This is a genomic window from Thermus sp. CCB_US3_UF1, assembly GCF_000236585.1.
Lineage (GTDB): Bacteria > Deinococcota > Deinococci > Deinococcales > Thermaceae > Thermus.
This window is the reverse complement of sequence record NC_017278.1, coordinates 601,199-626,412: the sequence shown is the minus strand read 5'-3', so window position 1 is coordinate 626,412 and position 25,214 is coordinate 601,199. Positions and strand designations below refer to the sequence as shown.

The following is a 25,214-nucleotide window of genomic DNA, read 5'->3' as shown; positions in this document are numbered from 1 at the left end:
ATCATCCTAAGTGCCCGGTCGGACGCCCCCGACCCGGCAACAACCCAAGGCCCCGTGGTGTAGTTGGTTAACACACCCGCCTGTCACGTGGGAGATCGCGGGTTCGAGTCCCGTCGGGGCCGCCACGCCGAGGTAGCTCAGTTGGTAGAGCATGCGACTGAAAATCGCAGTGTCGGCGGTTCGATTCCGCCCCTCGGCACCAAAGGGAAACGCCCCCGCCCCCCAGTGGGGCGGTTTTCTTTTGTGCCTATTGCCAAACGGCCCTTTTTGCTAAACTACCCCTAGAAGGGGGTGGGAACCTGAAAGAAACCTTCGGATTCCGGGGTAGTATTTGGGGCATTGCATTCGGGCGCTGAACATTCTGCAGGATATTGCCGGTGAATTTCGGGGTGCATTTCAAGCGGGCGTGTTCGGGAAGCCGCGCTGGGCGTCTTCGCCCCGCGGCTCCTTTTATTGGTTAGGGTATTCCCCCCCAACCCGGAAGGTTCCCCCCTGGGCCGGAAGCACTACCCAGCTGGCCAGAAGTGTGCTAGGCTGGGTAGTGGTAATCTGACCACTTCCAAAAACTAGTAACAGTATTGACATTTTTAATCGTGTTGATGCCTATTCTTCCCCTCTTGACAGCATTGACACACCCCCCTAAAGTGAAAGGCAAGCAAACGGGGCCGAACCCCCGGAAGCTGGAGAAAAGGAGGGATGAAGATGAAGAAGCTCGTTGCTAAGGTTTTGGCTCTGCTCGGTTCTCTGGTGGCTCTTGGGCTTGCGGCTGGGGCCAGCTTCCACTGGAAGTAAGCTAAAGTTGGCCAGTTAACTGGCCAACTTTAGCTTATTGTTTCTGGCTATTTATCTCTCCAACCGAATTTCAGTAGGGCATGTTATACTTGGACACGAAATGCTTGCAACCCTCAGTTTTTCTCTTGGAACTAAGAAATTTGTACTGGAACTGCCTCCTTTTAAAGTCTTTGCCCTAATTTTGACTACGTTTCTATTTTTTGTTGGGTTAGAATTATACCTTCTTCATGCTTTTCAACAGTCCTCTAGATTAAGTCTTTGGGATCTAATTTTTTGGGCCCTGCTCATCTTCTGGAGTGTGCGCTTGGAGGTTCGCCTTCCACTCAGTGCCAGCGTGAGTCAACTCTTTATCTTTGCCTTGGCCTTTATGGTTTTGGCACCTCCCTGGCTTGTGCCCCTATGGTCTTTTCTTTTTCAACCTAGAGGCGATATATGGTATAAGCAACTGTTTAATCGTTCTCAAGATGCTTTAGCTACAGCTCTAGCTACTTTAACCTGGCTTTTCTTTCAAAAAAATCCCCTTTATCTGGGTCATTTAAATCTTTCCGCTGGGGTTGGTATAGCTTTATCTGCCTTAGTTTTCTTTGTAGTTAACACATTTTTGGTCACAACAGTTATATATTTTTCCACGCAAACTCCTTTACGTGAGATTTGGCGCAAAAACTTTGGATGGGTAGCTCTTAGCTACCTTGTATTGTCTCCTCTAGCCCTCTTATTAGCCCGCGCCTACGAAACCCCCCTCATCGGCAACTGGGGGGGGTGGACGGTGCTCTTCTTTCTCATTCCCCTCTACTACAGCCGCTACTACTGGGACGAGAAAGTACGCCTGGAACAGGCCTTTGACACCACCCTGGAAGTCTTGATGAACGCCCTCGAGGCCAAGGAGCAGGAAACCCGTTTCCACTCCGAACGGGTGGCGGATATCGCCCGCGACCTGGCCCGGGCTCATTACAAGAACGAGGCCAAGGCGCAGGAAATCTACCGGGCCGCAAGGTTGCACGACATTGGCAAGATCGCCATCCCCGAAGCCCTTCTCCTCAAACCCGGAAGCCTCACCCCCGAGGAATACGCCCTCATCCAAAGCCACACCACCAAGGGCGTCAAACTCCTCTCCCCGGCGAAAAAGGTGGCCTTCGATGCCCTGGTCTACAACGTGATCCTCTACCACCACGAGCGCTGGGACGGCCGGGGTTATCCGGAACGCCTGGCCGGGCAGGATATCCCGGAGGAAGCGCGCATCGTGGGCCTGGCCGATGCGTATGAGGCCATGACCGCAGGCCGGCCTTACCGCAAGGCCAAGACCTCGGAAGAAGCCCTGAAGGAAGTCCAGGAGGCCTCCGGCCACCAGTTCGACCCCAAGCTGGTCCAGCTCTTCACCGAGCTCTGGCACCAGAACCCCATCTGGCGCGACCGCGAAGCCTACCTGGCCGCAAAGGAGGGATCGGTATCACGCTCTACCTTGCCGCCGCACTCTTCGGCATCGGACTTGCCCTCGCCCTCGGAGCCCGGCCAAAGGACCTCGGAGGGATAGAGCTTAGGGCTGCCTGGGCCTTCCTCCTGGCTGCCCTGGCCGAAGGGGGATTGGCCTACGGCACCTACCGGGGCTGGTTTGCCCCCGAGTGGGCCGGGCCCTTGGCCAAAGGCCTGGTCCTCCTCTTGGTGGGGTATGGCCTCTACCAAAACCGCCACCTGAGAAGCCTTTACCTTGTCCTTCTGGGGCTTTCCCTGAACACCCTGGCCATCTTCGCCAACGGGGGGCACATGCCCGTGAGCCTGGCCGCCTTGGAACGCGCCGGGGTGGAGGGATGGGAGGAAGCCCTCAAAACCCGGGCCGATGCGGTGCATACCCTGCTGGAAGAGGGCAGCCGGCTCCCCTTTCTCGGGGACGTGATCCCCTTGCCCCCCTTGCGCAAGGCGGTGAGCCCGGGGGATCTCTTCATCCTGGCGGGCATCGCCGGGGTGGTGGCGGAGGGCGCCATGAGGGCGAGCCCCAAGCGCCTTCCCCGCCGCCAGGCCGCCCTTAGGGTGTTGGTTTACCTGGTCCTGGTCCTTCTCCTCTTAGCCCTGCGCGGCTAGGGGCGGCGGCCCGCCTTCCGTGTAGTGTATATTCTGCCTAGGGGGCATACCCCTAACCGGGAGGCAACATGGCGTACCGCATCTGCTTGATCGAGGGGGATGGCATCGGCCACGAGGTGGTACCGGCTGCCCGCAAGGTCCTCGAGGCCACAGGACTCCCCTTGGAGTTTGTGGAGGCCGAGGCCGGTTGGGAAACCTTTGAGCGAAGAGGCACCTCCGTTCCTGAGGAAACCGTAGAGAAAATCCTCTCCTCCCACGCCACCCTTTTCGGCGCCGCCACCAGCCCTACCAGGAAGGTCCCCGGCTTCTTTGGGGCCATCCGCTACCTGCGCCGCCGCCTGGACCTCTACGCCAACGTCCGGCCCGCCAAAAGCCGCCCCATCCCCGGAAGCCGCCCGGGGGTGGACCTGATCATCGTCCGGGAAAACACCGAAGGGCTGTACGTGGAGCAGGAGCGGCGCTACCTGGACGTGGCCATCGCCGATGCGGTGATCTCCAAAAAGGCCAGCGAGCGCATCGGGCGGGTGGCCCTGAAGCTGGCGGAAAGCCGCCCCCGCAAAACCCTCCACATCGCCCACAAGGCCAACGTCCTCCCGGTAACCCAGGGGCTTTTCCTGGATACCGTACGGGAAGTGGCCAAGGAGTATCCCCTGGTCAACGTGCAGGACATCATCGTGGACAACTGCGCCATGCAGCTCGTCATGCGCCCGGAGCGCTTTGACGTGGTGGTGACCACCAACCTCCTGGGGGATATCCTCTCGGACCTCACCGCAGGGCTGGTGGGCGGCCTGGGGCTGGCCCCTTCCGCCAATATCGGGGACACCACCGCGGTATTCGAACCCGTACACGGCTCGGCCCCGGACATCGCCGGCAAGGGGATCGCCAACCCCACGGCCACCATCCTCTCCGCCGCCATGATGCTGGACTACCTGGGGGAAAAGGAGGCTGCCCAGAGGGTGGAGAAGGCCGTGGACCTGGTTTTGGAAAAGGGGCCTAGGACCCCGGATCTGGGGGGAACCGCCACCACGGAAACCTTCACCCAAGCGGTGGTGGAGGCCCTGCAGGCCCTCTAGCCCAGCACCCCCCAAGACCCCCCGCTTGGGCGGGGGGTTGCTCACTTTAGGCTGCGGTTTGGGGATGACCCCTTTCCCATCTGGCGGCAAAAGGTATACACTACAAGCAGGTTCGCCTATGACCCTAGGAAGCGTTTTCTCCCCAAGGTAAGAGGAGGTGCCGTGGTTTCGGGTTTCAGCAAGCTATTCAAGCCTCGCGTGGAGGCCCTGGGGCTGGAGATCGGGGCGTCGAGCCTCAAGCTGGTGGAGCTTTCCGGCCATCCTCCCGCCCTGCGAGCCTTCGCCACCCGCCCCACCCCACCGGGGATGCTGGCGGAAGGGGTGGTGGCTGAGCCCGCTGCCTTGGCCCAGGAGATTCGGGAACTCCTGGCCGAAGCCCGCACCCGCAAGCGCTACGTGGTGAGCGCCGTCCCCAACCCCAGCGTGATCCTGCGTACCATCCAGGTGCCCAAGATGCCGCCCAAGGAGATGGAGGAGGCGGTCCGCTGGGAAGCCGAACGCTACATCCCCTTCCCCATAGATGAGGTGGTCTTGGACTTCGCCCCCCTCGAGCCCCTCTCCGAGGTTTCCGAGGGGGAGCAGACCGAGGTGATGGTTGGGGTGGCGCGGCAGGAAGCGGTGGCCGGGCTCCTGGAGGCCTTGCGGGGGGCCGGCCTGATGCCGGTGGTCCTAGACGTAAAGCCCTTCGCCGGCCTCTACCCCTTGGAAGCCGAGCTCGGCGCCGAGCCCGAGCGGGTGGCGGTGGCGGTGGAGATCGGGGCCGAGAGCACCAGCCTGGTCCTGACCCGGGGGGACCGGCCCCTGGCGGTGCGGGTGCTCACCCTTTCGGGCAAGGATTTCACCGAGGCCATCGGCAAGGCCTTCGGCCTGGACTTCCTCACCGCCGAGGAGGTCAAGCGCACCTATGGCCTGGCCACCATCCCCACCGAGGACGAGGAGCTCCTTTTGGACTTTGACGCCGAACGGGAGCGCTATAGCCCCGCCCGCATCTACGACGCCATCCGCCCCATCTTGGTGGACCTCACCCAGGAGATCCGAAGAAGCCTGGAGTTTTTCCGGGTGCAGCTGGGGGATATCCACCCTGAGGTGGGCTACCTCTACGGGGGAGGTAGCCGCCTGCGGGGCCTGGCCACCCTGCTCACCGATACCCTGGGGGTCAGCTTCACCACCCCAGACCCCTGGCAGGGCATCCAGGTGGACCCCAAGCGCTTTGACCTGGAAAAGCTAAAGGAGCTGGGCCCCGAGCTGATGGTGCCCATAGGCCTGGCCCTAAGGGGGGTGAGTCCCCTTGATTAGGCTCAACCTCCTGCCCAAAAACCTGCGCCGCCGGGTGGAACCCGGCTGGTGGCGGCTGGTGGCCGCCCTCTTCGCCCTGGTGGTCCTTCTGACCCTGGGCTTCCTCCACTACACCGCCCAGACCGAGCTCTCCTTAGCCCAGCAGGAACGGGACACCCTGCGGGCCGAGGTGGAGGCCCTAAGGCCCTTCATCCAGGAGCAAAACCGCCTGCAGCAGGAAAGGCGAACCCTCGAGGCCCTCCTGGCCATCCGGGAGGGGCTGCGCAAGAACTTCGTTCCCTGGTCGGAGTACCTGGCGGCCTTCATCGGCCAGATCCCTCGGGAAGGGGGGCGGTTCCCCGTGGCCCTGCGCTCGGTGGGCACCCGGGCCCTTACGGAGGAAGAGGCCAACCAGCAAGCGCAAAGCGGCGCCTTCGACGGCAAGAAGATCCGGGTGGAGTTCAACCTCCAGGGCGAGGCCCTAAACCAAGCGGCCCTGGTGGGCTTCATCCAGGCCTTTGAGGCCTCCCCCCGCTTCGGCATAGAGTTCCAGGGGGCCTCCCTGGACCAGAACCGGGGGCTTTACACCTTCAGCGCCCGGGTAGGCGCGGTGGGAGGTGAGGAAGGTGCTCGCTAAGCTGGGACAGCGGGAATGGGCCCTGATCTCCATTGCCCTCACCCTGGCGGTGGCCCTCCTGTGGTACTTCCTCCTCATCGTGCCCTTACGGCAGGAAACCGAGCTGGTGCGGCAGGAGATCGCCACCTTGATCCCCGAAAGGGACCGGGGCCGCCAGGCCCAGCGGGCCCTGCCCGAACTCCGCGCCGCCATCGCAGCGCTCCAGGCCGAGCGCCAGGCCTTCCTCCGGGCCCTGCCCCGGGAGGAGCGCCTGGCCCAGGTCCTCTCGGAAATCCTGGGCGAGGCCGCCCGGAGCGGGGTCAGCGTGCGCTCCTTTACCCGCTCCCCCACCTCGGCCCCGGTGCCCGAGGTGCGGGCCGTCAACCTGGCCCTTTCCCTCGAGGCCCCCTTCCCCGAAACCTACGCCTACCTGAGGCGGCTGGAGGGGCTTTCCCGCTTCAGCTCCCTTTCGGGCTTGAACCTGAGCGTCCAGGGCCAGGACCTCAACCCCCTCCTCTCCACCAGCCTGACCCTGACCCTCTACATGTTGGCCAAGGACCTCGAGGCCCAAACCGAGGGAGGCCAGCAAGGCCAAGGAGGTGAACGGTGAAGGAAACCCTAGCCCGCCTCGCCGAGGCTTGGCGCAACCTGCCCCAGTCCACAAAAATCCCCTTGGCTGGCCTCCTCCTGGTGGGCGCCGTCACCCTTTGGTACGTGGGGTTCTACCTGCCCGCCCAGACCCCCGGGGAGGCCGCCCTCCCCCCCACCCCTACCCCGACGCCCCAGGAGGCCCCCAAGGCCATCGAAGCCCCTCCCATCCCCCCCCTGGCGGAAACCACCCCGAAAGCCCAGCGCCCCAGGCAGCCCCCAAAGGGGGGGCGTCCACGACCACGGTTACGGCACCGGCCCCAACCCCGGAGCCCGCCCCCCTGCCCCTGCCCCGGGCCTCCCGGGAAACCCCACCCCCCAACCCCTTCGTCCCCTTGGTGGTGGAGGTCCCCGCGCCCGCTCCCCTACCCACCCCCGGGGTAAGCCCCGCCCCTGTACCCCAGCCGGTGCCCACAGGCCAGCCGGTGCGGGTGAGCCAAGGTACGCCCCTACCCACCCCCAGGGTGAGCCCCGCCCCCAGGCCCCTGCCGGGCACCTCCGGGGCCCTGCCGGCCCCCAAGGTCCTCGCCCCCACCCCCAGGGCCGATGTGCCCCCGGCCCGGGTGGAATCCCCGGTGGCGCCCGCCGCGCCCGAGGGCCTGGTGGAAACCCCCTTGCCCCAGGAGGCCGTCCAAGCCCCGGGGAAACCCTCCGAACCCCCTGCGCCCGAGACTCCCAGCAAGGGGCCCTTGCAGGCCCTGGTGGAGGAGCGGGGCTTGAGGCTTTCGGGTACCCTGCTGGGACCCGTAAGCGTGGCCATCCTGGAAACCAAGGACGGGTATCTGGTCCTGCCCGTGGGCAGCCCCTTGCCCGGAAGCGAGGCGGTGGTCCGCCGCATCGAGGGCGACCGCGTGGTCCTGGCCCTCAAGGACGAAACCCTGGAGATCCCCCTACTGGACGCACAAGGTGGAGGTGGTCAGTGAAAGGAATCCTTATGAAACCCCTAACCTGGGCCCTGGTGGCCCTGGGCCTTTCCGCCCTGGCGGGAAGCCTCCCCCAGGACCCCCGGTTTGAAGCCAAGGTGAACCTGAAGGTTTCCGAAAGCCAGGTGCGGGCTGGCCTCACCCTGCCCCTGGACGTGGTGTTGGAGGCCCTGGCGCGGAGCGTGGGCCTGCAGCCCTTCATCTACCGGGCCTACGACGCCTCCGGGGACCCGGCCAAGGCCCTGCCCCCCCTGCCCAACGTGAAGGTGGACTTCCAAGGGAAGGCCTTCCGGGAAGCCTGGGACCTCCTCTTCGCCACCTACGGCACCCAGTTCAACCTGGACTACCTCTTCCTGCCCCCGGACGTGGTGGTGGTGGCCCCCACCCAGGTGATCACCGCCTTGGTGGACGCCCCAAGCCGGGCCGGGGCGGCGGAGCGCAGGCCCTACGTGGTGGGCATCCCCGAGGCGGCCTACCGCCAGGCGGTGCAGGGCCAAGGGGGGCAGGTCCAGGTCACCTCCAGCGTGGAGGCCGCCAAGGGTTGGGTGCAAAACGACCTCCTGCCCTTCCTCTCCCGGGAAGCCGCCGGGCTTAGCGTGAACTGGATCGTGGTGGAGGAAGGGGGCCGGCTCAAGGCCATCCTTTCCGTTCTGGCCACCCCGGAACAGCACGCCCGCTTCTCCGACATCCTGCAGCGGGCGGGGATCGATTTCCGCCCCCTTCCCGCCCTAAGCCTGCCCAGGCCGCGGGTGGAGCGCGCCTACACCCTCAGCCACGCCACCTTCCCCGAGCTCCTCTCCTTCCTCCAGGCCCAGGTGCCCGGGGCCCAGGTGAGCGTCCTCCCCACCGACCCCAAACGGGCCATCGTCCTGGCCACCGAGGAGGACCATGCCCGCCTAAAGGGGCTCCTCGAGGCCGCCGACCTGCCCAAGCCCGTGGCCACCGTGCGCCGGGTCTACGCCTTGCAGAACCTCACCTACGCCGAGGTGGAGGCCCGCCTTCGGCCCCTCCTGAGCCGGGAACTGCCCAAGGCCCGCCTGGAAAGCGTCCCCGGCAACCCCAAAGCCCTCCTCCTGGAGGCCACTGAGGCCGAACAGGCCCTCTTCGCCGAGATCCTGAAGGCGGCCGACGTGGCCCCTCAAGCGGCTCCCCCGCCCCAGGAGGCCACCACCCGCAGGCTTTACCCCCTGCGCTTCGCCGACGCGGAGAAGGTGGCCCCCTTCCTGGCCCGGGAGGTACCGGGGATCGTGGTGCAGACCGTGCCCGGCCAGTCCGTCCTTTCCGTGCGGGGCACAGAAAGGCAGCTGGCCGAGGTGGAAAACCTCCTGGCCCAGATCGACCGGGCCCCGGAACAAGGCCCCCCGGTCTTCCAGCGGGCCTACCAGCTCTCCAACGCCAAGGCCGCCGACCTGGCCAAGGTGCTCCAGGAGGCCCTCCAGGCCCGTCAAGGCCAGGCCCAAGGCCAAGCCCAGGCCCAGCCCCAGCGCCAAGCCACGGTGGTGGCGGATGAGCGCACCAACACCCTGATCGTCACGGGTACGCAGGAGGACCTGGCCCTGGTGGAGGGGCTGATCCCCAAGCTGGACCAGGCAGTGCCCCAGGTAAACCTCCGGGTACGCATCCAAGAGGTCCAGGCCAACCTGACCCAGAACCTGGGCCTGAAGTGGAACACGGTGGCCGGGGGCAACGTGGTGGCCAGCATCCTGGACTCCGGGCTTTCCCTGATCTTTGACAGCACCCGCAGCCTGGCGGCCCTGAACATCCTGGCCACCCTCGAGGCCCTCCAGCGCCAGGGGCTTTCCCGGGCCCTTAGGGACGTGAACCAGACCGTCCTCAACAACCAGACCGCCCGCCTCCAGTCCGGGGAAACCTTCCTCATCCGCCGCATCGTGGGGGACCGGGTGGAGCGGGTACCCTTTGACATCGGCATCATCGTGGAGGTCACGCCCCAGATCACCGCCGACGGGCAGATCCTCCTCAACATCAAGGCCGAGGTTTCCGGCAACGTCCAGCGCAACCCCGTGGACGGGGACGTGGACCGCTTCACCAAGCAGGTGGTGACCACCACCATGCGGGTGCGGGACGGCCAGACCGTGGTCCTTGGCGGCCTCACCTCCCAGGAGAGCAACCAGGTCCAGCAAGGGGTGCCCCTCCTCATGGATATCCCCTTGATCGGGGAACTCTTCAAGCAGCGCACCCAGGAAAACACCGACCGGGAGCTTCTGGTGGTCATCACCGCCGATATCCTGAAGGAAACCGCTTCCCGCTAAGGCGAAGGGGTTGGAAGGCGGGGGAGCTCTAGCCCCCGCCTTCCCCTGGACGCCTTTCCTCCCTACAATGTCCCCATGAGGTTCCTGACCGCAGGCGAGTCCCACGGCCCCGAGCTTCTGGCCATCATCGAGGGGCTTCCCGCGGGCCTCCCCCTAAGCGAGGCGGACATCAACCCCTGGCTGGAAAAGCGCCAAAAGGGGTACGGACGGGGGCGGCGTATGGTCATCGAAACCGACCGGGTGGAGTTCCGGGCGGGGGTGCGGGCCGGCCGCACCACCGGGGCCCCGGTGGCCCTGGCCCTACGCAACGCCGACCACCGCAACTGGCTGGAGGTCATGGACCCGGCCCCGGGGAACGAACCGCGGAAACGGGCCCTCACCGCCCCCCGCCCCGGCCACGCCGACCTGGCCGGGGGGATCAAGTACGGCCACAAGGACCTACGGGACGTGCTGGAGCGGGCCAGCGCCCGGGAGACCGCCATGCGGGTGGCCGTGGGGGCGGTGGCCCTGAAGCTCCTCAGCCTCCTGGGGGTGGAGGGGGTGGGGTACGTGCCGGGGATGGCCGGGGTTTGGAGCGGGGTGCCCTTTTCCTGGGACCTTCTCCCCCGCATTGAGGAAAGCCCCTTGCGCATGACCGACCCCGAGGCCGAGGCCGAGGTGATCCGCCGCATCGACCAGGCCAAGGCGGAAGGGGACACCCTGGGCGGGGTCATTGAGGCCCGCTTCCGCGGCCTGGTACCGGGCCTGGGCAGCCATGTGCACTGGGACCGGAAGCTGGATGGCCGCCTGGCCCAGATGGCCCTTTCCATCCCTGCGGTCAAGGGGGTGGAGATCGGGCCCGCCTTTGAAAACGCCATGCGCCGGGGCTCGGAGGTGCACGACCCCATCTACTGGACCCCGGAACGGGGCTTCCACCGCAGAACCAACCGGGCAGGGGGGCTGGAAGGGGGGATGACCACGGGGGAGGAGCTGGTGGTCCGGGCCGCCCTCAAGCCCATCGCCACCCTGATGCGGCCCCTGCCCACGGTGGACGTGGTCACCCACGAGCCCGCGGACGCCGCCCGGGAACGCTCGGACACCACCGCCGTCCCCGCGGCCAGCGTGATCCTCTACGCCCTCTGCGCCATCGTTCTGGCCCAGGCTTACCTGGAGAAGTTTGGGGGGGATACTCTAGAAGAAATCCAGGAGCGCGTGGAGCGGTACAAGGCGCGGGCCTTGGCCTACTAGGCGTAGGATAGGCCCATGGCCCGCCTCGAGGTCCCCCGCCCCGCCACCTTCGTGAGCCTCACCGGCTTCATGGGGGTGGGGAAAAGCCGCATCGGCCGCGAGCTGGCCCGGGCCCTCATGCTCCACTTCATCGACCTGGACCGCTACATCGAGCGGCGCACCGGCCTCCCCATCCCCGACATCTTCCGCCACCTGGGGGAGGAGGCCTTCCGGCGCATGGAAAAGGAGGCGGTGCGGGAGCTGGTGGGCAAGGACTACCTGGTCCTGGCCCTGGGGGGGGGTACCTTCGTGGACCCGGAAAACCGCCAGGCCCTCTTGCATAGGGGCCCGGTGGTGGCCCTATGGGCCAGCCCAGAAACCATCCTGGAACGGGCCACCCGCAAGCCTGGGGAAAGGCCCCTGCTCCAGGTGGAAAACCCCCTGGAGCGCATCCGCACCCTCCTGCAAGCGCGCACCCCCATCTACCGGGAAGCCCACGTGCACGTATCCACGGATCACCGGCGGGTGGAGGAGGTGGTGGCGGAGATCGTGGAGAAGCTTTGGGCGTATGCAGAGGCTAGAGGTGCGTAACCCCGTCCCCTACCCCATCCTCCTGGGGGAGGGCCTTCTGGGAGAGGTGGGGGTGCCCCAAGGCCCCAAGGCCCTCCTTTACGACCGGAAGGTGGAAGGCTTCGCCCTCGAGGTGGCCGAGGCCCTGGGGGCGGAACACCGCCTGGGCCTGGAAGGGGGGGAAGGGGCCAAAAGCCTAGAGGCCTACGGAAGGGTGCTTTCCTTCCTGGCGGCCAAAGGCCTTCCCCGCAACGCCACCCTCCTGGTGGTGGGCGGGGGGACCCTTACCGACCTGGGGGGGTTTGTGGCCGCCACCTACCTGCGGGGGATCAGGTACCTCTCCTTCCCCACCACCACCCTGGCCGTGGTAGACGCCAGCGTGGGGGGAAAGACCGGGATCAACCTGCCCGAGGGGAAGAACCTGGTGGGGGCCTTCCACTTCCCCTTGGGGGTCTATGCCGAGCTCAGGGCCTTGCGCACCCTCCCCCCCTTCACCTTCAAGGAGGGTCTGGTGGAGGCCTTCAAGCACGGCCTCATCGCGGGGCGGGAGGATCTCCTAGAGGTGGAGGGCCTGGGGCCGGAAAGCCCCCGCCTGGAGGCCTACCTGGCCGAGGCCGTGGCGGTGAAGGTGGCCATCACGGAGAAGGACCCCTTGGAGGCGGGGGAAAGGCGCCTCCTCAACCTGGGGCATACCCTGGGGCACGCCCTCGAGGCCCAGACCCGCCACGCCCTCCCCCACGGGGCCGCCGTGGCCTACGGCCTCCTCTACGCCGCCCTCCTGGGGAAGGCCCTGGGGGGGGAGGACCTCACCCCCCCGGTCCTCCGCCTCCTCCGCTGGCTCCAACCCCCGCCCCTTGCCCTGGCACCCTGGGAGGACCTCCTCCCCTACCTGGCCAGGGACAAGAAAAAGGTATCGGAAAGCCTCCACTGGGTGGTCCCCCTGGCCCCAGGGAGGCTTTCGGTCCAGCCCCTCCCGGAGGGCCTCCTGCGGGAGGCCTATGCCCTGTGGCAGGGGCTTCTCCTCAGGGAGGGCCTGGCCCAATCCCCCTAGAGGGCCATCCCCACGGGCCGCAGGACCCCGCCCTTGGCCTTGGCGAAGTCCAGGGGAAAATCCCCCACCGGGGTCTTCAGGACCGCCAGGGCCAAGGGCATATCCTCCCCCTCCCAGGCCACGCCCTCCCCGGTGGCCAAGGCCAGGGCCCGGGGGTCTTCCGGCCCCAGGGCCACCTGGGGAAGCTTAGGCCAGGGCAGGGTGGCCCCGAAGGCCAAGGCCAGGGCCTTGGCCGGGCGGAAACGGCCCTTCTGCACCAGGCCCAGGTAGAGGCCGGGGGCGGGGGCCTTGAGGCCGGCCAGGGAGGGGAGCCCCTCGGGGAGGAGGTAGAGGTGCCCTCCCCGCTCCAGAAGGAGCCCTTCCAGCTCCAGACCGGCCTCAGCCAGGAAGGCCCCCCAGGCCCTCTTGGCCTCGGGGGAAAGGGGGGGAGGGCGTTCCAGGCGGGGGGTGCTGAACGCGCCCCCTTCCCGGCGGAAGCGGGCCAGGAAGTGCCCCTCCCCCCGTAAGCGGTGGGGCCAGAGGCGGGCGGTCTTGGCCAGATCGGGGTTCCCGTCCCCCCAGTCCGGGACCCCGGGGGCGAAGAGGGGGTGGAACCGGGCCTCCTCGAGGCGGAACTCCGGATGGGCCTTCAGGAAGGCCGCCACCACCCCCTCGTTCTCCTCGGGGGCAAAGGTGCAGGTGGAGTAGACCAGGACCCCATAAGGCCCCAGCAGGCGGGCCGCCTGGGCCAGAAGGGCCTTCTGCACCTCGCTGGCCCGCTTGGGGGCCGAGGGCCCCCAGTGGCGGATGGCCTCCTTGTCCTTGCGGAACATCCCCTCCCCCGAGCAGGGGGCGTCCAGGAGAACCCGGTGGAAGTAGGCCCCAAAGGCCTCGGCCAGGGCCCGGGGCGGGGCCTGGAGCACCGCCACGCCCGCACCCCAGCGCTCCAGGTTCTCCAGAAGCCCCCGCACCCTCTTCCCGTCCACCTCCCCCGCCAGAAGGAGGCCTTTCCCCCCCATGCGGGCGGCCAGGTGGGTGGTCTTGCCCCCAGGGGCTGCCGCCAGGTCCAAGACCCTCTCCCCGGACCTGGGGTCCAGCAAAACCCCCACCGCCTGGGCGCTGGGCTCCTGGATGTAGTAAAGCCCGGCGTAGAAGAAGGGGTGGGGTCCGGGCCGGGCCTCGGCGGGGTAGTAAAACCCTTCCGGACACCAGGGGATGGGCTCCAAGGGCCAGGGGGCGATCCCCTTCAGGGCCTCGGGCGCCAGCTTGAGGGTGTTGACCCGGAGGCCATACGCCCTCTCCCCCTGGGTCAGGGCCTTTAGGAAGGGGGGGAACTCCTCCCCCAAAAGCTCGGCCATGCGGGAGAGAAAGGCCTTGGGCAGCACCCCAGCACCCTAGCACAAGGGCCCCGGAGGGCTCAAGGCGTAGACTGGAACCCGATGGAGGGGGAGGTGGGTCCGTGATCCGGGCCGTGGGTGCCGACCTGGTGGAGATCGCCCGGGTGCGCAGGCTCCTGGAGCGCCACGGGGAAAGGGCCCTGAGGCGGCTTTTCACCGAGGAGGAGCTGGCCTACGCCCTCCGCCACCAGGACCCCGCTCCCAGCCTGGCCGCCCGGCTGGCGGCCAAGGAGGCCTTCCAGAAATGCTGGCCCGAGGGTCTTGCCTGGAAGGAGGTCTGGGTGGGCATGGAGGGGCGAAGGCCCGTCCTGCGCTTCGCCCCTGGGCTTTCCGCCCGCCTCGAGGGGGAGGGCTTCCTGGCCCACCTCTCCTTAAGCCACGAGCGGGGCCACGCCCTGGCGGTGGTGGTCCTGGAGGTCAGGGCACCAGGCGCAGGATGAGGCGGTAGGCGTAGGCCTCCCCCCGGCCTGCGGCCAAGGCCCCTTGGACCATGTTCCAAAGGACCAGCAGCACCAGGCCCAGGGCCAGGGGCACCGCCAGGACCAGGCCCACCACGGTGAGGGCCAGAAGCCATAGGGCCAGGCCGTACAGGGTGTAGCTGATCTGGCCGTTTAGGGACTCCTTGGCGTGGGCCTGGACCAAGGGATCCTTGGGCCCCCAGAGGAGGACGGCCAGGGGAAGGAGGATCTGGCCGATGAGGACGAAGTACCCCAGGAGGGGGGCCAGGTGGGCCACCGCGGCCCAGGTCCGTGCGGCATCGGAAAAGGGGCTAGGTGGTCCCATGGGAGCAGTCTAGCGGAAAACGCCCCACCGACCCCGTTAGGCCACCTCTTCCTCTTCCTCCCGGATGCGGATGGGGCCCTGTTTTTCTGGCCGCAAACCGACCTTGTCCTGGTAGAAGGCGCGGATGGCGGCAAAGTCCCGCTTCAGGTCCCCCGTGGGCCAGAGGTACCCCCCGACGCCCACCTCCTTCCGGTGGAAATCGGCGTAACCCAAGGCGATGGGAACCCCGGCCTTAAGGGCCATGTAGTAGAAGCCCGTGCGCCAGTAGGGGGCCTTGCCCCGGGTGCCCTCGGGGGTGATGAGGATGGCCACCTCCCTTTCCCTCAGGATGGCCGCCACCTGGTCCACCAGGCCCTTCCGGCGGGAGCGGTCCACGGGAATGCCTCCCATAAGGGTAAGGAGCCAGCCCAAGGGGGGACGGAAAAGCTCCTTCTTCCCCAGCCACCGCGCCCGGATCCCCAGGGCCCAAAGGGCCAGGATCCCCACGAAGAAGTCCCAGTTGGAGGTGTGCGGGGCCCCGATCAGGACGTACCGCTTGCAGGGCGGGGGCGGCATGTGGTACCGCCAGCCCCCAAGCCGGAGAAGCCAACCGGCCAAGGCGCGCATACCCTGTCAGCATACCCCCTGTGGTAGACTGGGGGAAGGCGGGGTGGGAAGCTTCCCACCCCTCTTGCTTGGGGTGAAGATGCACAAGGTCGTGATCGTGGGTAGGCCCAACGTGGGCAAATCCAGCCTCTTCAACCGCCTCCTGGGGAAGAGGAGCGCGGTGGTGGCCGACGTACCCGGGGTCACCCGCGACCTGAAGGAAGGCGTGGTGGAAACCGACCGGGGCCGCTTCCTCCTGGTGGACACGGGAGGGCTATGGTCGGGGGACCACTGGGAGAAAAAAATCCAGGAAAAGGTAGACCAGGCCCTGGAAAGTGCGGAGCTGGTCCTCTTTGCCGTGGATGGCCGTGCCGAGCTCACCCAGGCGGACTACGAGGTGGCGGAGTACCTGCGCAAGAAGGGCAAGCCGGTGGTGCTGGTGGCCACCAAGGTGGACGACCCCAAGCACGAGGCCTACCTAGGCCCCCTCTACGCCTTGGGCTTCGGGGACCCCATTCCCACCTCCAGCGCCCACGCCCGGGGCCTCGAGGCGCTCCTGGAAGCCATCTGGGCCAAGCTGCCCGTGCGGCAGATCGAGTCCGAGCCCGAGGTGGCGGCCATCCGGCTGGCCATCGTGGGCCGACCCAATGCCGGGAAGAGCAGCCTCCTCAACGCCATCCTGGGGGAGGAGCGGGTCATCGTATCCGAGGAGCCCGGCACCACCCGGGACGCCATTGACGTGGAGTTCTTCTTCGGGGGCCACCGCTTCGTCCTGGTGGACACCGCGGGCATCCGCAAGCGCCCCGAGAGCCTGGTGGAGGAGCTGGCCATCGGACGGAGCCTAAGGGCCATGGCCGAGGCCGACGTGGTCCTTCTGGTGGTGGACCCCTTCCAGGTGGGGGACCGGGAGCTCAAGCTGGCCAACCAGGCCATGGAGGAGGGGAAACCCGTCCTCCTGGTCATCACCAAGTGGGACCTGGTGGGGAAGGAGGAGGCCTCCAAGGTGCGGCGGGGCCTGCGGGAGAAGCTTATCCACCTGGACCACCTGCCCCGGGTCTACACCTCGGCCTTCACCCGGCAGAACCTGGACCGGATCTTCGCCGAGGCGGTACGCCTCCACGAGCTAAGCCACACCCGCGTCCCCACCTCGGAGCTGAACCGCTGGCTTTCCGTGTGGACGGCCAAGGTCCAGCTCCCCAACTTCAAGGGAAGGCCCCTCAAGCTCCTCTACGCCACCCAGCCGGAGGTGGCCCCGCCCACCTTCGTCTTCTTCGTCAACCACCCCGAGTTCGTCACCCGGGCCTTTGAGAACTACCTGAGAAACCGCATCGGGGAGGACCTGGGCCTGAAGGAGATCCCCTTCCGCCTGGTCTTCCGCGGCAGGCGGGAGGAAGGCTAAGGCCGCCTCGGAGAAGGCACCCCAAGCCCCACGTCCTCCATAAACTCCCGCACCACCCCCAAAAACCGCCTTCCGTCCAGAAGGAGGGCAAGCAAGGCCCAAAGGAGGGCTTCCCGGAAGGCCTCCGGGGCCAAGCGGTGGGCCAGGAGAAAGGGGGCAAAGGTAGGAAGGACCTGGAGGAGCATGGCAAGGCTCTTCCTGGGGTAGCGAAGGAGGAGGACCAGGGTGAGGACCCCATGGGCCCAGGCCAGGGGCAAGGGGACCAGGCCCGCTCCCGCCAGGTAGGCCCAACCGGCCCAGGCCAGGCCGGCATCCAAGGGGTAGTCCCAGAGGGCCAAGGGGGAGGGCCGCCTCGAGGCCCGGGCCAAAACCCCGTCCAGCACGTCCAGGGTCCAGCCCAAGAGGAGGAGGCGGATCACCTGGGCCAAGGCCTCCGGCCCCTGGCCCACCCGGAGGAGGACCAGGAGCACCACCGCCGCCCGGGCCAGGGTGCAAAGATCGGCCAAAACCCGAAGAAAGCCCCTAACCCCCATCGTTCAAGAGCGCCTCCAGCCCCTCCACCGCCCCCGTGCGCAGGGAAAGGTGGGCCAGGGGGGTGAGGGGGGTGGGCTCGGGGTTCACCTCCACCAGGTAGGCCCCCCCGGCGTAGGCGATGCGCCCCAGGGAGGCGGCGGGCTCCACCTCGGCGCTGGTGCCCACCACCAAGGCGAAGTCAGCCTCGGCGAAGGCCCTCTCCGCCTGCGCCCAAGCCCCTTCCGGCAGAAACTCCCCAAACCAGACCACATCGGGCCGGGCCCTGTGGCCGCACCGGGGGCAGAAGGGTGGGGGGGTAAAGGGGTCGGGCAGGGGAAACCGCTCCCCGCAGGCCTCGCAGCGGGCCCGCAGGAGGTTGCCGTGGAACTCCACCAAGCTCCGGCTCCCCGCGCGGGCGTGCAAGCCGTCCACGTTCTGGGTTACCAGGAGGAAGCTCCCCCCTCGGGCGGCCAGGGCCTCCTCGAGGCGCACCAGGGCCAGGTGGGCGGGGTTGGGCCTAGCCTCCCGTACCTTGGCGATGCGCCAGGCGTACCATGCCCAGACCTTCTCCGGGTTCCGGGCGTAGGCCTCGGGGGTGGCGTAGTCCAGGGGGTTGAAGTTCCGCCAAAGCCCCTCGGCGTCGCGAAAGGTGGGGATGCCCGAGGGCTTGGAGATGCCGGCCCCGGTGAGGACCGCCACCCGCTGGGCCTCTCTAAGCCTCCGCCGCGCTTCTTCCAGGCGCTCCACCATCCCCATGGTAACGCGGTAGGCTGAAGGGGATGAGGCTTTTCACCCCCGAGGCCATGCGGGAAGCCGACCAGAAGGCGGCGGCCCTGGGTTACCCTACCCTTCTCCTCATGGAGTGGGCGGGGATGAAGGCGGCCCGGCTTTACCGAAAGCTCTTTGGCCAGGCCCCCGCGGTGGTCCTGGCGGGCAAGGGCAACAACGGCGGGGACGGGCTGGTCCTGGCCCGCCACCTCCACCTGGAAGGGGTGGCGGTGCGGGTCTACGCGGCGGAAGGGCAGGAAGGGGATGCCCTTCTGGCCCGGCAGGCCCTGGCCGCCCACGGCCTGGAGATCCGCCCCCTGGAGGAGGCCAGCTGGAAGGGGGGGGAGGTGCTGGTGGACGCCCTCTTCGGCACCGGGCTCAAGCGACCCCTGGAGGGCCTCTACGCAGGGCTTGTGGAGAGGATGAACACCAGCGGCCTCCCCATCCTCGCCCTGGACCTGCCCTCCGGCCTCCCCTACGCCCCCCACGTGCGGGCCACGGCCACCCTGGCCTTCGCCGCCCTCAAAACCCCCCACCTCCTCAACCGGGAGGCCTGCGGCCAACTTTACCTGGCGGAGATCGGCCTGCCCCGCCACCTCCTGCAAAGGGAGGACCTGCCCGAGGTGGCCACCCCCGAGGCCCTGCGCCCCCTCCTCCCCCCCCGGCCCCTCACGGCCCACAAGGGCAGCGTGGGCCGGGTGGGGGTCCTGGGCGGGTACCGGGGGGAGGGGCTCCGCTACGCCGGGGCGCCCCTTTTGGCCGCCCTGGGGGCCTACCGCATGGGGGCGGGCCTGGTGCACCTGGTGGCCCCGGAGGGCACGCCCCTGGAGCCCCTCGAGGCCGTCTTCCACCCCGTGAACGCCCCCAGCCTTCCCCCCATGAGGGTGGAGGCCCTGGCGGTGGGCATGGGCGGGGGGGCCTGGGGGCGGGCCTGGGCCCTGGAGGCCCTGCAAGCCCACCTGCCCACGGTGCTGGACGCCGACGCCTTGCACCCGGAGGTGGTGGAGCTCTACCGCCGGGCCGGGGTGCGGGCCGTCCTCACCCCCCACGCCGGGGAGGCGGGACGGCTTCTCGGCCTGCCCCCGGAGGGGGTGGCCAAGGACCCCTTGGGGGCCGCCAGGGCCCTGGCCGAGGCCACGGGCCAGGTGGTGGTCCTCAAGGGTAACCCCACGGTGGTGGCCGAGGGGGGGCGGCTTTCCGTCAACCCCACGGGCAACCCCGCCCTGGCCACCGGCGGCACGGGGGATGTCCTCTCGGGGGCCATCGCCGCCCTTATGGCGGCGGGGCTTGCCCCCTTTGACGCCGCCCGGCTTGGGGTTTACCTCCACGGCCTGGCCGGGGACCTCCGGGCCGGGGAAAAGGGGGTGGGGCTCCTCGCCCGGGAGGTGGCGGAGGCTCTTCCCCGGGCGCGGAGGCTTTTGGAAGGAGGGCAGGCGCCCTGGCCCTTTTCCCGGGTATGAGCGCCTCCTCCTGCCCTCATTCAGCGGATAACCTTACCCTCGGCCTTGCTATATGAGTAGAAAAGGAGCTCGCCCAGGAAAAGCCCCAAAAAATACGGGGTACCGGCGGGTCCTTGAAGGAAACGGGTCCAGTACCCCGGGCTAACCAGCTCAACGAAATAACCAACCGCCAAAGTGGCTGCTAGGAGAGCCACCACTTCTTTCCTGTTCGTTAAGCGCACCTGCCCAAGGGAGACATAGTCCAACAGGGCCCCGGAGATAACCCCAAGGGCAAAGGTAGCGGGTCCGAGGACACCCTCAAACCGGAGGGCTAAGAGCCCTAGCCCAACAGAAATGCCCAAGGCTAGCGTTCTCTTTGCAAAACCCCAAAGCCTTTGAAATCTATCCATAGCAGCACCTCCTACCTACAAACATTTTGGCAAACCTCGGTACAAACAATTCGCGAAACGGCCTCGCAAGACCACGCACCCCCAACGCGCCTACAAGCATACTCAACAACCGGTCGGCAAACCTGTCGACAGACAAGAGACAAGGAAGCAGACAGGATTGAGGCTTGATCCACCTCCGCCACCCCCGCCATCCCCCGGATCCAGACAAGGCTGGGCGCCACAGCTGAGGGGCAAAACCTGCTCCTCCACCCCCGCTTTCTCAAAAGGTTTCACCATCTCATCGCCCGGCAATGGGCAAGAAGGCCCTTCTTGAGGGAAGGGCATGGCCTGAGCCATGGCCACCGGCAAACCCAAGACCATAAACACAAGCCCTCCTAGAATGGCCAGCCTCATTATATCACCTCCATTCCAAGGATAGGGCTTCTTCTTCTTCTTGTCAAGACCCCAGAAAGCTCCTGGTATTCTGGGGGCGGTGTAGGACTTATGGGACACCTAGCCCGCCTCTATGTCCCCGCCACCCTGGCCAACCTGGGCTCGGGGTTTGACGCCTTGGGGGTGGCCCTGGACCTCTACCTGGAGGTGGAGGCGGAGCCGGCCCGGGAAGACGCCTTCTTCTACGAAGGGGAAGGCCAGGTGGCGGGAACGGACAACCTGATCCACCAAGGCTACCGGGCGGGGATGGCCGCCTTGGGCCTGAAGGCGGAGCCCCTGGCCATCCGCGCCTTCAACCCCATCCCCCTGGCCCGCGGCATGGGGAGCTCCTCCGCCGCCTTGGTGGCGGGGGTGGCCTTGGCGGACCGGGTTTCCGGGGGGCGGCTTGGGCGGGAAGGGGTGTTCCAGGTGGCCGCCCGCCTGGAGGGCCATCCCGACAACGTGGCCCCCGCGGTCTACGGGGGGTTTGTGGCCGCCCTGAGCGAGCCCCCCTTGGCCATCCCCCTGCCCAGGCCTGAAGGGGTGCGCTTCGTCCTGGCCGTGCCCCCTTACGAGGTGCCCACGCCCTTGGCCCGGGCCGCCCTTCCCCCCAGCGTCCCCCTGGAGGAGGCGGTCTTCAACCTGGCCCGGAGCGCCCTCTGGCCCGCCGCCCTGTGCACGGGTAGGCTGGAAGCCCTGCGGGAGGCCAGCCGGGACCGGCTCCACCAGCCGCGCCGGGCCCACCTGATGCCCGGGGTGCTGGAGGCCATCCAGGGGGCCTTGGAGGCCGGGGCCCTGGCCGCCTTCGTGGGCGGGGCCGGCCCCACGGTGGCGGCCCTGGTGCGGGCCGGGGAGGAGGCCCCCGTGGCCCGGGCCCTTGAAGCCTACCGGGGGGAAGGGCGTACCCTGGTCCTAGGCCTAGGGGAGGGATACTTTTGGAAGGAAACCTGAACACCATCCCCCTCACCGAGCTTCTGGAGCTCATCCACGCCCACCGGCGTTCAGGGGTCTTGGAGCTGAGGGTGGGGTTTTTGCCCCTCTCCTTGCGCTTTTCCGCTGGGGAGGTGGTGGGGGCGGCCATCCTGGACTGGGAGGGCCTCGAGGCCCTCTTCACCTTCCCCTTGCACCCCAAGGAAGGCCCCTTCCGCTTCCAACCGGGAGCCCCGGCCGCGGAAAAACCCCTCCTGCCCTTCTCCACCCTCCTGGGGGAATGGGCCCGGGTGAACGACGAGTGGGACCGCTTCCGCACCCTGGTGGACTCCCCCAGCCGGGTCCTGGAGGCCATCCGCCCCACCTCCCCCTACGAGGTCTTCCAGGGAGGAAAAAGCGTCCGGGCCGCGGCCAAGGCCTGGGAGGTTCCCCTCCTCATCGCCATGGAGCGGGCCTACATGGGGGTCCGGGAGGGGGACCTGTACCCCTTGCGCCGCTACGCCTGGTACGCCCTGCGCATCCGCTACCAGGGGAAAAAGGGCAAGACCCTGGAGGAGTTCGGTGGGCTCCAGGCCCTTCTGGACGGCACCCGCAACCTGGGGGAGGTGATCGCCTCCGGGGTGCCCGTGGGCCTGGTGCGCCGTTACCTGGTGCAGGCCATCGGCAGCGGGGAACTCACCCCCCAGGGGCGGGGGTGGCTCCTGAGGGACCTCACCTGGGAGATGGAAAAGGAAGGCGAAGCCTAGGCCGGCCTAGGCTTCCGGCCCCTTTGGGCTTACTTCTTCTTGCGGGGGCGGTACTTGCCGTAGGTGCCCCGCCAGATCTTGCCCCTGCGGGTGCGACGGTCGCCCTTGCCCATGCTGCCCTCCTTAGGCGCTTACCGCGGAAAGAAGCTTGTGCACCTTGCGCATGAGCCGCGACTTCCTGCGGGCGGCGGCGTTCTTGTGCAGGGTGGAACCCTTGGCCGCCTTGTCGATGAGGCTCTCGGCCTTGCGCAGGATCTTGATGGCCTCCTCTGCCTGGCCCTCCTGGGCCAGCTGGACGGCCTTCTTGCTCAGGGTCTTGATGGCCGACTTCTTGGCCTTATTGCGAAGCCGGCGCTTCAGGGACTGCCGGTGCCGCTTGAGAGCGGAAAGGTTCCTCTTGGGCTTTTTCTGCGCCATTGTTCTCCCCTCGTGCCCTCTAGGGGCAGACCAGGCCTAAGTGTAGCACACCCCGCCCTAGGGGGCAAACTTGGTGGCCACCCAGTCGTAGCGCACCTGGCCCTTGGCCCCTTCCAAGCGGAAGCGGAGAAGGTATTCCCCCGGGGTCACGGCGAAGCGCACCTCTTCCTGGAAGCGGCCCGCAAAGTGCCTCTCCCCCACCTGGCGCCCCTCGCGCAGGAGGGCCAGGGAAAGCCTTCCCTCCTCCAGGTTTCCCGCCACCTTCACCTTCACCGCATCGTATAGCCCCGTGACCCGCAAGGGGTAGCGGGCCTCCCCCGTGTACTTCCAGTAGAAGACCGGCAAAAAGGGCGGGTAGCCCACGGCCAGGCCATACCGGTCCGCGTACCAGTAAAGGCCCAGGGCCAGGAGCAAAAGAAGGAGCAGGCTCCGCATTGCCTTCAGTATACTTGGGCACATGGCGGAGGCGTGGACCAGGCTTTCCCCCGAAGAGGCCCTTCTCCTCCTGAAGCGGGGCGCCGAGGAGATCCTTCCCGAGGAGGAACTCCTCCTAAAGCTCCAGGAAGGGCGCCCCCTCACGGTCAAGCTGGGGGCCGACCCCACCCGGCCCGACCTCCACCTGGGGCACGCGGTGGTCCTGCGCAAGATGCGCCAGTTCCAGGAGCTGGGGCACAAGGTGGTGCTCATCATCGGGGACTTCACCGGGATGATCGGGGATCCCTCGGGCCGGAGCAAGACCCGTCCCCCCCTGACCCTGGAGGAAACCCGGGAAAACGCCAAGACCTACGTGGAACAGGCGGGGAAGATCCTGCGGCAGGAGCCCCACCTCTTTGAGCTGCGCTACAACTCCGAGTGGCTGGAGGGCCTGAGCTTCAAGGAGGTGGTGCGCCTCACCTCCCTCATGACCGTGGCCCAGATGCTGGAGCGGGAGGACTTCAAGAAGCGCTACGAGGAGGGCATCCCCATCTCCCTGCACGAGTTCCTCTACCCCTTCGCCCAGGCCTACGATTCCGTGGCCATCCGGGCCGACGTGGAGATGGGGGGGACGGACCAGCGCTTCAACCTCCTGGTGGGCCGGGAGGTGCAGCGGGCCTACGGCCACCCCCCCCAGGTGGCCTTCCTCATGCCCCTCCTGGTGGGCCTGGACGGGCGGGAGAAGATGAGCAAGAGCCTGGACAACTACATCGGGGTGGCCGAGCCCCCGGAAAGCATGTTCAAGAAGCTCATGCGGGTACCCGACCCCCTGCTAAAGGACTACTTCCGCCTCCTCACCGACCTGGAGGAAGAAGAGGTAGAGGCCCTCCTTAAAGCCGGCCCCGTCCCCGCCCACCGGGTGCTGGCCCGGCTCCTCACCGCCGCCTACGCCCAGGAAACCATTCCCGCCCGCCTGGACCGGGCCTTCTACGAGAGCCTGGGCTACGCCTGGGAAGCCCAGGGCCGGGACAGGGAGGCCGGCCCCGAGGCGGTGCGCCGGGCCGAGGCCCGCTACGACGAAGTGGCCAGGGGGGGCATCCCCGAGGAGCTGCCCGAGGCCCTGATCCCCCCCTCGGAGCTGAAGGAGGGGCGGATCTGGGTGGCCCGGCTTTTCACCTTGGCGGGCCTTACCCCTTCCCACGCGGAGGCCCGCAGGCTCATCGGCAATCGGGGCTTGCGCATCGACGGGGAAGTGGTGGAAGACCCGGGGCTGGAGGTGGACCTTTCCCGTCCCCGGGTGCTGCAGCGGGGCCGGGACCGGTTCGTGCGGGTGCGCCTCCAGGAGGGCTAAACGGCTTTCAGGGCCTCCTCCAGTTCCTCGAGGAGGTCCTCGGGGTCCTCGAGGCCCACGGAAAGCCGGAGGAAGCCGGGGTGAAGGCCCAAGGCCTCCCGCTCGCTGGGGGGGAGGGAGCGGTGGGAGGAGGTGGCGGGGTGGGAGAGGGTGGTCTCCGTCCCCCCCAGGGAGAGGACCAGGCGGATGTGGCGCAGAGCCCGCAGGAAGCGGTTCACCGCCTCCCGTTCTGGGGGAAGCTCAAAAGCCAGCATGGCGCCAAACCCCCGGGCGAGAACCCGCCGGGCGGTGGCGTGGTCGGGGTGGCTGGGGAGGCCGGGGTAGTGGACCGCCCCCACCTTGGGGTGGGTCTCCAGGAAGCGGGCCAGGCGCAAGGCGGTGGCCGAGGCCCGCTCCAGGCGCACGGCCAGGGTCTTGGCCCCCTCCGCCCCCAGCCAGCACGCCCAGGGGTCGGGGACCAGTCCGGCCCGCACCGCCACCCCTAAGGGCCCCTCCACCAGGTCCTTTCGCCCCACCAGCCCCCCCAGGAGGACCAGGTGGTGCCCGGAGAGAAACTTGGTGAGGCTTTCCACCACCAGATCCGCCCCCTGGGCCAGGGGACGGGCGTGGTAGGGGGTGGCGAAGGTGTTGTCCACCACCAGAAGGGCTCCCCGCTCCCGGGCCAAGGCGGCCAGGGCGGGGAGGTCGGCCACCCGCAGGCGGGGGTTGGAGAGGGTTTCCACCAGGAGGAGGCTTCCCGGCCTCAGATGGGCCGCCACCGCCTCCAGGTCCGTGGCGTCCACCCCCACCGCCTCCACGCCGAAGCGGGCCAGGTCCCCAAGAAGCCCCCAGGTGGTGCCGTAGAGGTCCCTCGAGGCCACCACCCGCCCCCCGGGCCGCAGGTGGGCCAGGAAGAGGGCGGCCAGGGCAGCCATGCCGCTGGCCGTGGCCAAGGCCGCCTCCCCCCCGTGCAACCCCGCCAAGAGGCGCTCCAGGGCCCAGCGGTTGGGGGTGCCGTTCCGGGCGTAGACCGCCCCCTTTACCCGGCCCTCGTACACGGCGTCCACCTCGTCCAGGTCGCGGAAGGCCCAGGCCGCCGAGGGGTAAAAGGGCATGGTGGCGGGGGGGTTGGCCGGGGTCTGGGCCCAGGCGGCGTGCACCGCCAGGGTGGAGAGGCCTAGGGGCTCTTCCAT

The 25,214-nt window shown here is 67.8% G+C and carries 27 protein-coding genes and 2 tRNA genes; 19 read left to right on the top strand and 10 right to left on the bottom strand.

Going from position 1 to position 25,214, the window contains the following annotated elements; translation table 11 throughout:
* Positions 1-48 precede the first annotated feature (48 nt).
* The 13 genes from TCCBUS3UF1_RS03120 (at position 49) to TCCBUS3UF1_RS03060 (ending at position 12,500) form a co-directional block, all read left to right on the top strand.
* A tRNA-Asp gene (locus tag TCCBUS3UF1_RS03120) sits at positions 49-125 on the top strand.
* A 1-nt stretch (position 126) separates the two neighbouring features.
* Positions 127-202 (top strand) — tRNA-Phe (locus TCCBUS3UF1_RS03115).
* Between the two features lie 690 nt (positions 203-892).
* Complete coding sequence (locus tag TCCBUS3UF1_RS03110; protein ID WP_014515047.1) at positions 893-2,323, top strand: HD-GYP domain-containing protein; 1,431 nt, start codon at positions 893-895, stop codon at positions 2,321-2,323.
* Between the two features lie 50 nt (positions 2,324-2,373).
* The gene (locus TCCBUS3UF1_RS03105) at positions 2,374-2,868 is read left to right on the top strand and encodes a DUF5317 domain-containing protein (protein WP_014515046.1); all 495 of its coding nucleotides are present in this window, start codon (positions 2,374-2,376) and stop codon (positions 2,866-2,868) included.
* A gap of 68 nt (positions 2,869-2,936) precedes the next feature.
* A complete protein-coding gene (locus TCCBUS3UF1_RS03100; RefSeq protein WP_014515045.1) occupies positions 2,937-3,941 on the top strand; it encodes a homoisocitrate dehydrogenase in 1,005 nt (334 codons plus the stop codon).
* A gap of 162 nt (positions 3,942-4,103) precedes the next feature.
* A complete protein-coding gene (gene pilM, locus TCCBUS3UF1_RS03095; RefSeq protein WP_014515044.1) occupies positions 4,104-5,237 on the top strand; it encodes a type IV pilus assembly protein PilM in 1,134 nt (377 codons plus the stop codon).
* On the top strand, positions 5,230-5,853 hold the full coding sequence (locus tag TCCBUS3UF1_RS03090) for a competence protein (protein WP_014515043.1): 624 nt from the start codon (positions 5,230-5,232) through the stop codon (positions 5,851-5,853). Before pilM ends, TCCBUS3UF1_RS03090 begins: the two co-directional genes overlap by 8 nt.
* Entirely contained in the window at positions 5,843-6,442 is a 600-nt protein-coding gene (locus TCCBUS3UF1_RS03085; RefSeq protein WP_014515042.1) for a type 4a pilus biogenesis protein PilO, read from the top strand. The genes TCCBUS3UF1_RS03090 and TCCBUS3UF1_RS03085 overlap by 11 nt, the downstream gene beginning before the upstream one ends.
* Positions 6,443-6,821: 379 nt before the next feature.
* Positions 6,822-7,403, top strand: a complete 582-nt coding sequence (locus TCCBUS3UF1_RS12010; RefSeq protein ID WP_231291413.1) for a hypothetical protein — start codon at positions 6,822-6,824, stop codon at positions 7,401-7,403.
* Between the two features lie 11 nt (positions 7,404-7,414).
* Entirely contained in the window at positions 7,415-9,673 is a 2,259-nt protein-coding gene (locus TCCBUS3UF1_RS03075) for a secretin N-terminal domain-containing protein (protein WP_041433717.1), read from the top strand.
* A 75-nt stretch (positions 9,674-9,748) separates the two neighbouring features.
* Positions 9,749-10,900, top strand: a complete 1,152-nt coding sequence (aroC, locus tag TCCBUS3UF1_RS03070; protein WP_014515039.1) for a chorismate synthase — start codon at positions 9,749-9,751, stop codon at positions 10,898-10,900.
* 15 nt (positions 10,901-10,915) lie between these two features.
* Positions 10,916-11,470, top strand: a complete 555-nt coding sequence (locus TCCBUS3UF1_RS03065) for a shikimate kinase (RefSeq protein ID WP_014515038.1) — start codon at positions 10,916-10,918, stop codon at positions 11,468-11,470.
* Positions 11,448-12,500: a 3-dehydroquinate synthase family protein gene (locus TCCBUS3UF1_RS03060; protein ID WP_014515037.1), complete on the top strand. Its 1,053-nt coding sequence runs from the start codon at positions 11,448-11,450 to the stop codon at positions 12,498-12,500. Before TCCBUS3UF1_RS03065 ends, TCCBUS3UF1_RS03060 begins: the two co-directional genes overlap by 23 nt.
* Here the strand turns inward: TCCBUS3UF1_RS03060 and rsmF are convergent.
* Entirely contained in the window at positions 12,497-13,864 is a 1,368-nt protein-coding gene (rsmF, locus tag TCCBUS3UF1_RS03055) for a 16S rRNA (cytosine(1407)-C(5))-methyltransferase RsmF (protein WP_014515036.1), read from the bottom strand. The genes TCCBUS3UF1_RS03060 and rsmF overlap by 4 nt on opposite strands.
* A gap of 74 nt (positions 13,865-13,938) precedes the next feature.
* On the opposite strand from rsmF, the gene TCCBUS3UF1_RS03050 reads away from it, so the two are divergent.
* Positions 13,939-14,316: a 4'-phosphopantetheinyl transferase superfamily protein gene (locus TCCBUS3UF1_RS03050; protein ID WP_014515035.1), complete on the top strand. Its 378-nt coding sequence runs from the start codon at positions 13,939-13,941 to the stop codon at positions 14,314-14,316.
* Here the strand turns inward: TCCBUS3UF1_RS03050 and TCCBUS3UF1_RS03045 are convergent.
* Together TCCBUS3UF1_RS03045 and TCCBUS3UF1_RS03040 are read right to left on the bottom strand one after the other, a co-directional pair.
* Positions 14,294-14,659 (bottom strand): DUF4870 domain-containing protein, encoded by a 366-nt coding sequence (locus TCCBUS3UF1_RS03045; RefSeq protein WP_041433715.1) that lies wholly within the window; start codon positions 14,657-14,659, stop codon positions 14,294-14,296. The genes TCCBUS3UF1_RS03050 and TCCBUS3UF1_RS03045 overlap by 23 nt on opposite strands.
* A 36-nt stretch (positions 14,660-14,695) precedes the next feature.
* On the bottom strand, positions 14,696-15,265 hold the full coding sequence (locus TCCBUS3UF1_RS03040; protein ID WP_014515033.1) for a lysophospholipid acyltransferase family protein: 570 nt from the start codon (positions 15,263-15,265) through the stop codon (positions 14,696-14,698).
* A 79-nt stretch (positions 15,266-15,344) separates the two neighbouring features.
* On the opposite strand from TCCBUS3UF1_RS03040, the gene der reads away from it, so the two are divergent.
* Complete coding sequence (gene der, locus TCCBUS3UF1_RS03035) at positions 15,345-16,643, top strand: ribosome biogenesis GTPase Der (protein ID WP_041433951.1); 1,299 nt, start codon at positions 15,345-15,347, stop codon at positions 16,641-16,643.
* On the opposite strand, the gene TCCBUS3UF1_RS03030 is transcribed toward der, so the two are convergent.
* Positions 16,640-17,149 carry a hypothetical protein gene (locus TCCBUS3UF1_RS03030; RefSeq protein WP_231291412.1) on the bottom strand — a complete coding sequence of 170 codons (510 nt, stop codon included), beginning with the start codon at positions 17,147-17,149 and terminating at the stop codon, positions 16,640-16,642. The genes der and TCCBUS3UF1_RS03030 overlap by 4 nt on opposite strands.
* Positions 17,150-17,165: 16 nt before the next feature.
* On the bottom strand, positions 17,166-17,903 hold the full coding sequence (locus tag TCCBUS3UF1_RS03025; protein WP_155983253.1) for an NAD-dependent deacylase: 738 nt from the start codon (positions 17,901-17,903) through the stop codon (positions 17,166-17,168).
* A 32-nt stretch (positions 17,904-17,935) separates the two neighbouring features.
* Here TCCBUS3UF1_RS03025 and TCCBUS3UF1_RS03020 point away from each other — a divergent pair, with 32 nt between their 5' ends.
* Positions 17,936-19,384, top strand: coding sequence for a bifunctional ADP-dependent NAD(P)H-hydrate dehydratase/NAD(P)H-hydrate epimerase (locus tag TCCBUS3UF1_RS03020; RefSeq protein WP_014515029.1), 1,449 nt, complete (start codon positions 17,936-17,938; stop codon positions 19,382-19,384).
* Positions 19,385-19,404: 20 nt separating this feature from the next.
* On the opposite strand, the gene TCCBUS3UF1_RS03015 is transcribed toward TCCBUS3UF1_RS03020, so the two are convergent.
* Complete coding sequence (locus TCCBUS3UF1_RS03015) at positions 19,405-19,773, bottom strand: hypothetical protein (RefSeq protein ID WP_014515028.1); 369 nt, start codon at positions 19,771-19,773, stop codon at positions 19,405-19,407.
* Between the two features lie 483 nt (positions 19,774-20,256).
* On the opposite strand from TCCBUS3UF1_RS03015, the gene thrB reads away from it, so the two are divergent.
* Together thrB and TCCBUS3UF1_RS03005 are read left to right on the top strand one after the other, a co-directional pair.
* Positions 20,257-21,135, top strand: a complete 879-nt coding sequence (thrB, locus tag TCCBUS3UF1_RS03010) for a homoserine kinase (RefSeq protein WP_014515027.1) — start codon at positions 20,257-20,259, stop codon at positions 21,133-21,135.
* A complete protein-coding gene (locus TCCBUS3UF1_RS03005; RefSeq protein WP_014515026.1) occupies positions 21,120-21,860 on the top strand; it encodes a DUF4388 domain-containing protein in 741 nt (246 codons plus the stop codon). The genes thrB and TCCBUS3UF1_RS03005 overlap by 16 nt, the downstream gene beginning before the upstream one ends.
* A 29-nt stretch (positions 21,861-21,889) precedes the next feature.
* Here TCCBUS3UF1_RS03005 and TCCBUS3UF1_RS03000 read toward each other — a convergent pair whose 3' ends face one another.
* The 3 genes from TCCBUS3UF1_RS03000 to TCCBUS3UF1_RS02990 are packed head-to-tail and all read right to left on the bottom strand — an operon-like array spanning position 21,890 to position 22,712.
* On the bottom strand, positions 21,890-21,973 hold the full coding sequence (locus tag TCCBUS3UF1_RS03000; RefSeq protein WP_008632889.1) for a 30S ribosomal protein THX: 84 nt from the start codon (positions 21,971-21,973) through the stop codon (positions 21,890-21,892).
* Between the two features lie 10 nt (positions 21,974-21,983).
* Positions 21,984-22,277, bottom strand: a complete 294-nt coding sequence (gene rpsT, locus TCCBUS3UF1_RS02995; protein WP_014515025.1) for a 30S ribosomal protein S20 — start codon at positions 22,275-22,277, stop codon at positions 21,984-21,986.
* Between the two features lie 57 nt (positions 22,278-22,334).
* The gene (locus TCCBUS3UF1_RS02990) at positions 22,335-22,712 is read right to left on the bottom strand and encodes a hypothetical protein (protein WP_014515024.1); all 378 of its coding nucleotides are present in this window, start codon (positions 22,710-22,712) and stop codon (positions 22,335-22,337) included.
* A 22-nt stretch (positions 22,713-22,734) separates the two neighbouring features.
* Here TCCBUS3UF1_RS02990 and tyrS point away from each other — a divergent pair, with 22 nt between their 5' ends.
* The gene (tyrS, locus tag TCCBUS3UF1_RS02985; RefSeq protein WP_014515023.1) at positions 22,735-24,042 is read left to right on the top strand and encodes a tyrosine--tRNA ligase; all 1,308 of its coding nucleotides are present in this window, start codon (positions 22,735-22,737) and stop codon (positions 24,040-24,042) included.
* Here the strand turns inward: tyrS and TCCBUS3UF1_RS02980 are convergent.
* Entirely contained in the window at positions 24,039-25,214 is a 1,176-nt protein-coding gene (locus TCCBUS3UF1_RS02980) for a PLP-dependent aspartate aminotransferase family protein (RefSeq protein WP_014515022.1), read from the bottom strand. The genes tyrS and TCCBUS3UF1_RS02980 overlap by 4 nt on opposite strands.

What these genes read in the sequence shown, in the direction of transcription:
- rpsT (WP_014515025.1), bottom strand. Translation starts at nt 22,277, where the DNA reads ATGGCGCAGAAAAAGCCCAAGAGGAACCTTTCCGCTCTCAAGCGGCAC.
- tyrS (WP_014515023.1), top strand. Translation starts at nt 22,735, where the DNA reads ATGGCGGAGGCGTGGACCAGGCTTTCCCCCGAAGAGGCCCTTCTCCTC.
- TCCBUS3UF1_RS03020 (WP_014515029.1), top strand. Translation starts at nt 17,936, where the DNA reads ATGAGGCTTTTCACCCCCGAGGCCATGCGGGAAGCCGACCAGAAGGCG.
- TCCBUS3UF1_RS03110 (WP_014515047.1), top strand. Translation starts at nt 893, where the DNA reads ATGCTTGCAACCCTCAGTTTTTCTCTTGGAACTAAGAAATTTGTACTG.
- TCCBUS3UF1_RS02990 (WP_014515024.1), bottom strand. Translation starts at nt 22,712, where the DNA reads ATGCGGAGCCTGCTCCTTCTTTTGCTCCTGGCCCTGGGCCTTTACTGG.
- TCCBUS3UF1_RS03060 (WP_014515037.1), top strand. Translation starts at nt 11,448, where the DNA reads ATGCAGAGGCTAGAGGTGCGTAACCCCGTCCCCTACCCCATCCTCCTG.
- TCCBUS3UF1_RS03015 (WP_014515028.1), bottom strand. Translation starts at nt 19,773, where the DNA reads ATGGATAGATTTCAAAGGCTTTGGGGTTTTGCAAAGAGAACGCTAGCC.
- TCCBUS3UF1_RS03075 (WP_041433717.1), top strand. Translation starts at nt 7,415, where the DNA reads ATGAAACCCCTAACCTGGGCCCTGGTGGCCCTGGGCCTTTCCGCCCTG.
- der (WP_041433951.1), top strand. Translation starts at nt 15,345, where the DNA reads ATGCACAAGGTCGTGATCGTGGGTAGGCCCAACGTGGGCAAATCCAGC.
- TCCBUS3UF1_RS03045 (WP_041433715.1), bottom strand. Translation starts at nt 14,659, where the DNA reads ATGGGACCACCTAGCCCCTTTTCCGATGCCGCACGGACCTGGGCCGCG.
- TCCBUS3UF1_RS03100 (WP_014515045.1), top strand. Translation starts at nt 2,937, where the DNA reads ATGGCGTACCGCATCTGCTTGATCGAGGGGGATGGCATCGGCCACGAG.
- TCCBUS3UF1_RS02980 (WP_014515022.1), bottom strand. Translation starts at nt 25,214, where the DNA reads ATGGAAGAGCCCCTAGGCCTCTCCACCCTGGCGGTGCACGCCGCCTGG.
- aroC (WP_014515039.1), top strand. Translation starts at nt 9,749, where the DNA reads ATGAGGTTCCTGACCGCAGGCGAGTCCCACGGCCCCGAGCTTCTGGCC.
- TCCBUS3UF1_RS03040 (WP_014515033.1), bottom strand. Translation starts at nt 15,265, where the DNA reads ATGCGCGCCTTGGCCGGTTGGCTTCTCCGGCTTGGGGGCTGGCGGTAC.
- TCCBUS3UF1_RS03065 (WP_014515038.1), top strand. Translation starts at nt 10,916, where the DNA reads ATGGCCCGCCTCGAGGTCCCCCGCCCCGCCACCTTCGTGAGCCTCACC.
- thrB (WP_014515027.1), top strand. Translation starts at nt 20,257, where the DNA reads ATGGGACACCTAGCCCGCCTCTATGTCCCCGCCACCCTGGCCAACCTG.
- TCCBUS3UF1_RS03000 (WP_008632889.1), bottom strand. Translation starts at nt 21,973, where the DNA reads ATGGGCAAGGGCGACCGTCGCACCCGCAGGGGCAAGATCTGGCGGGGC.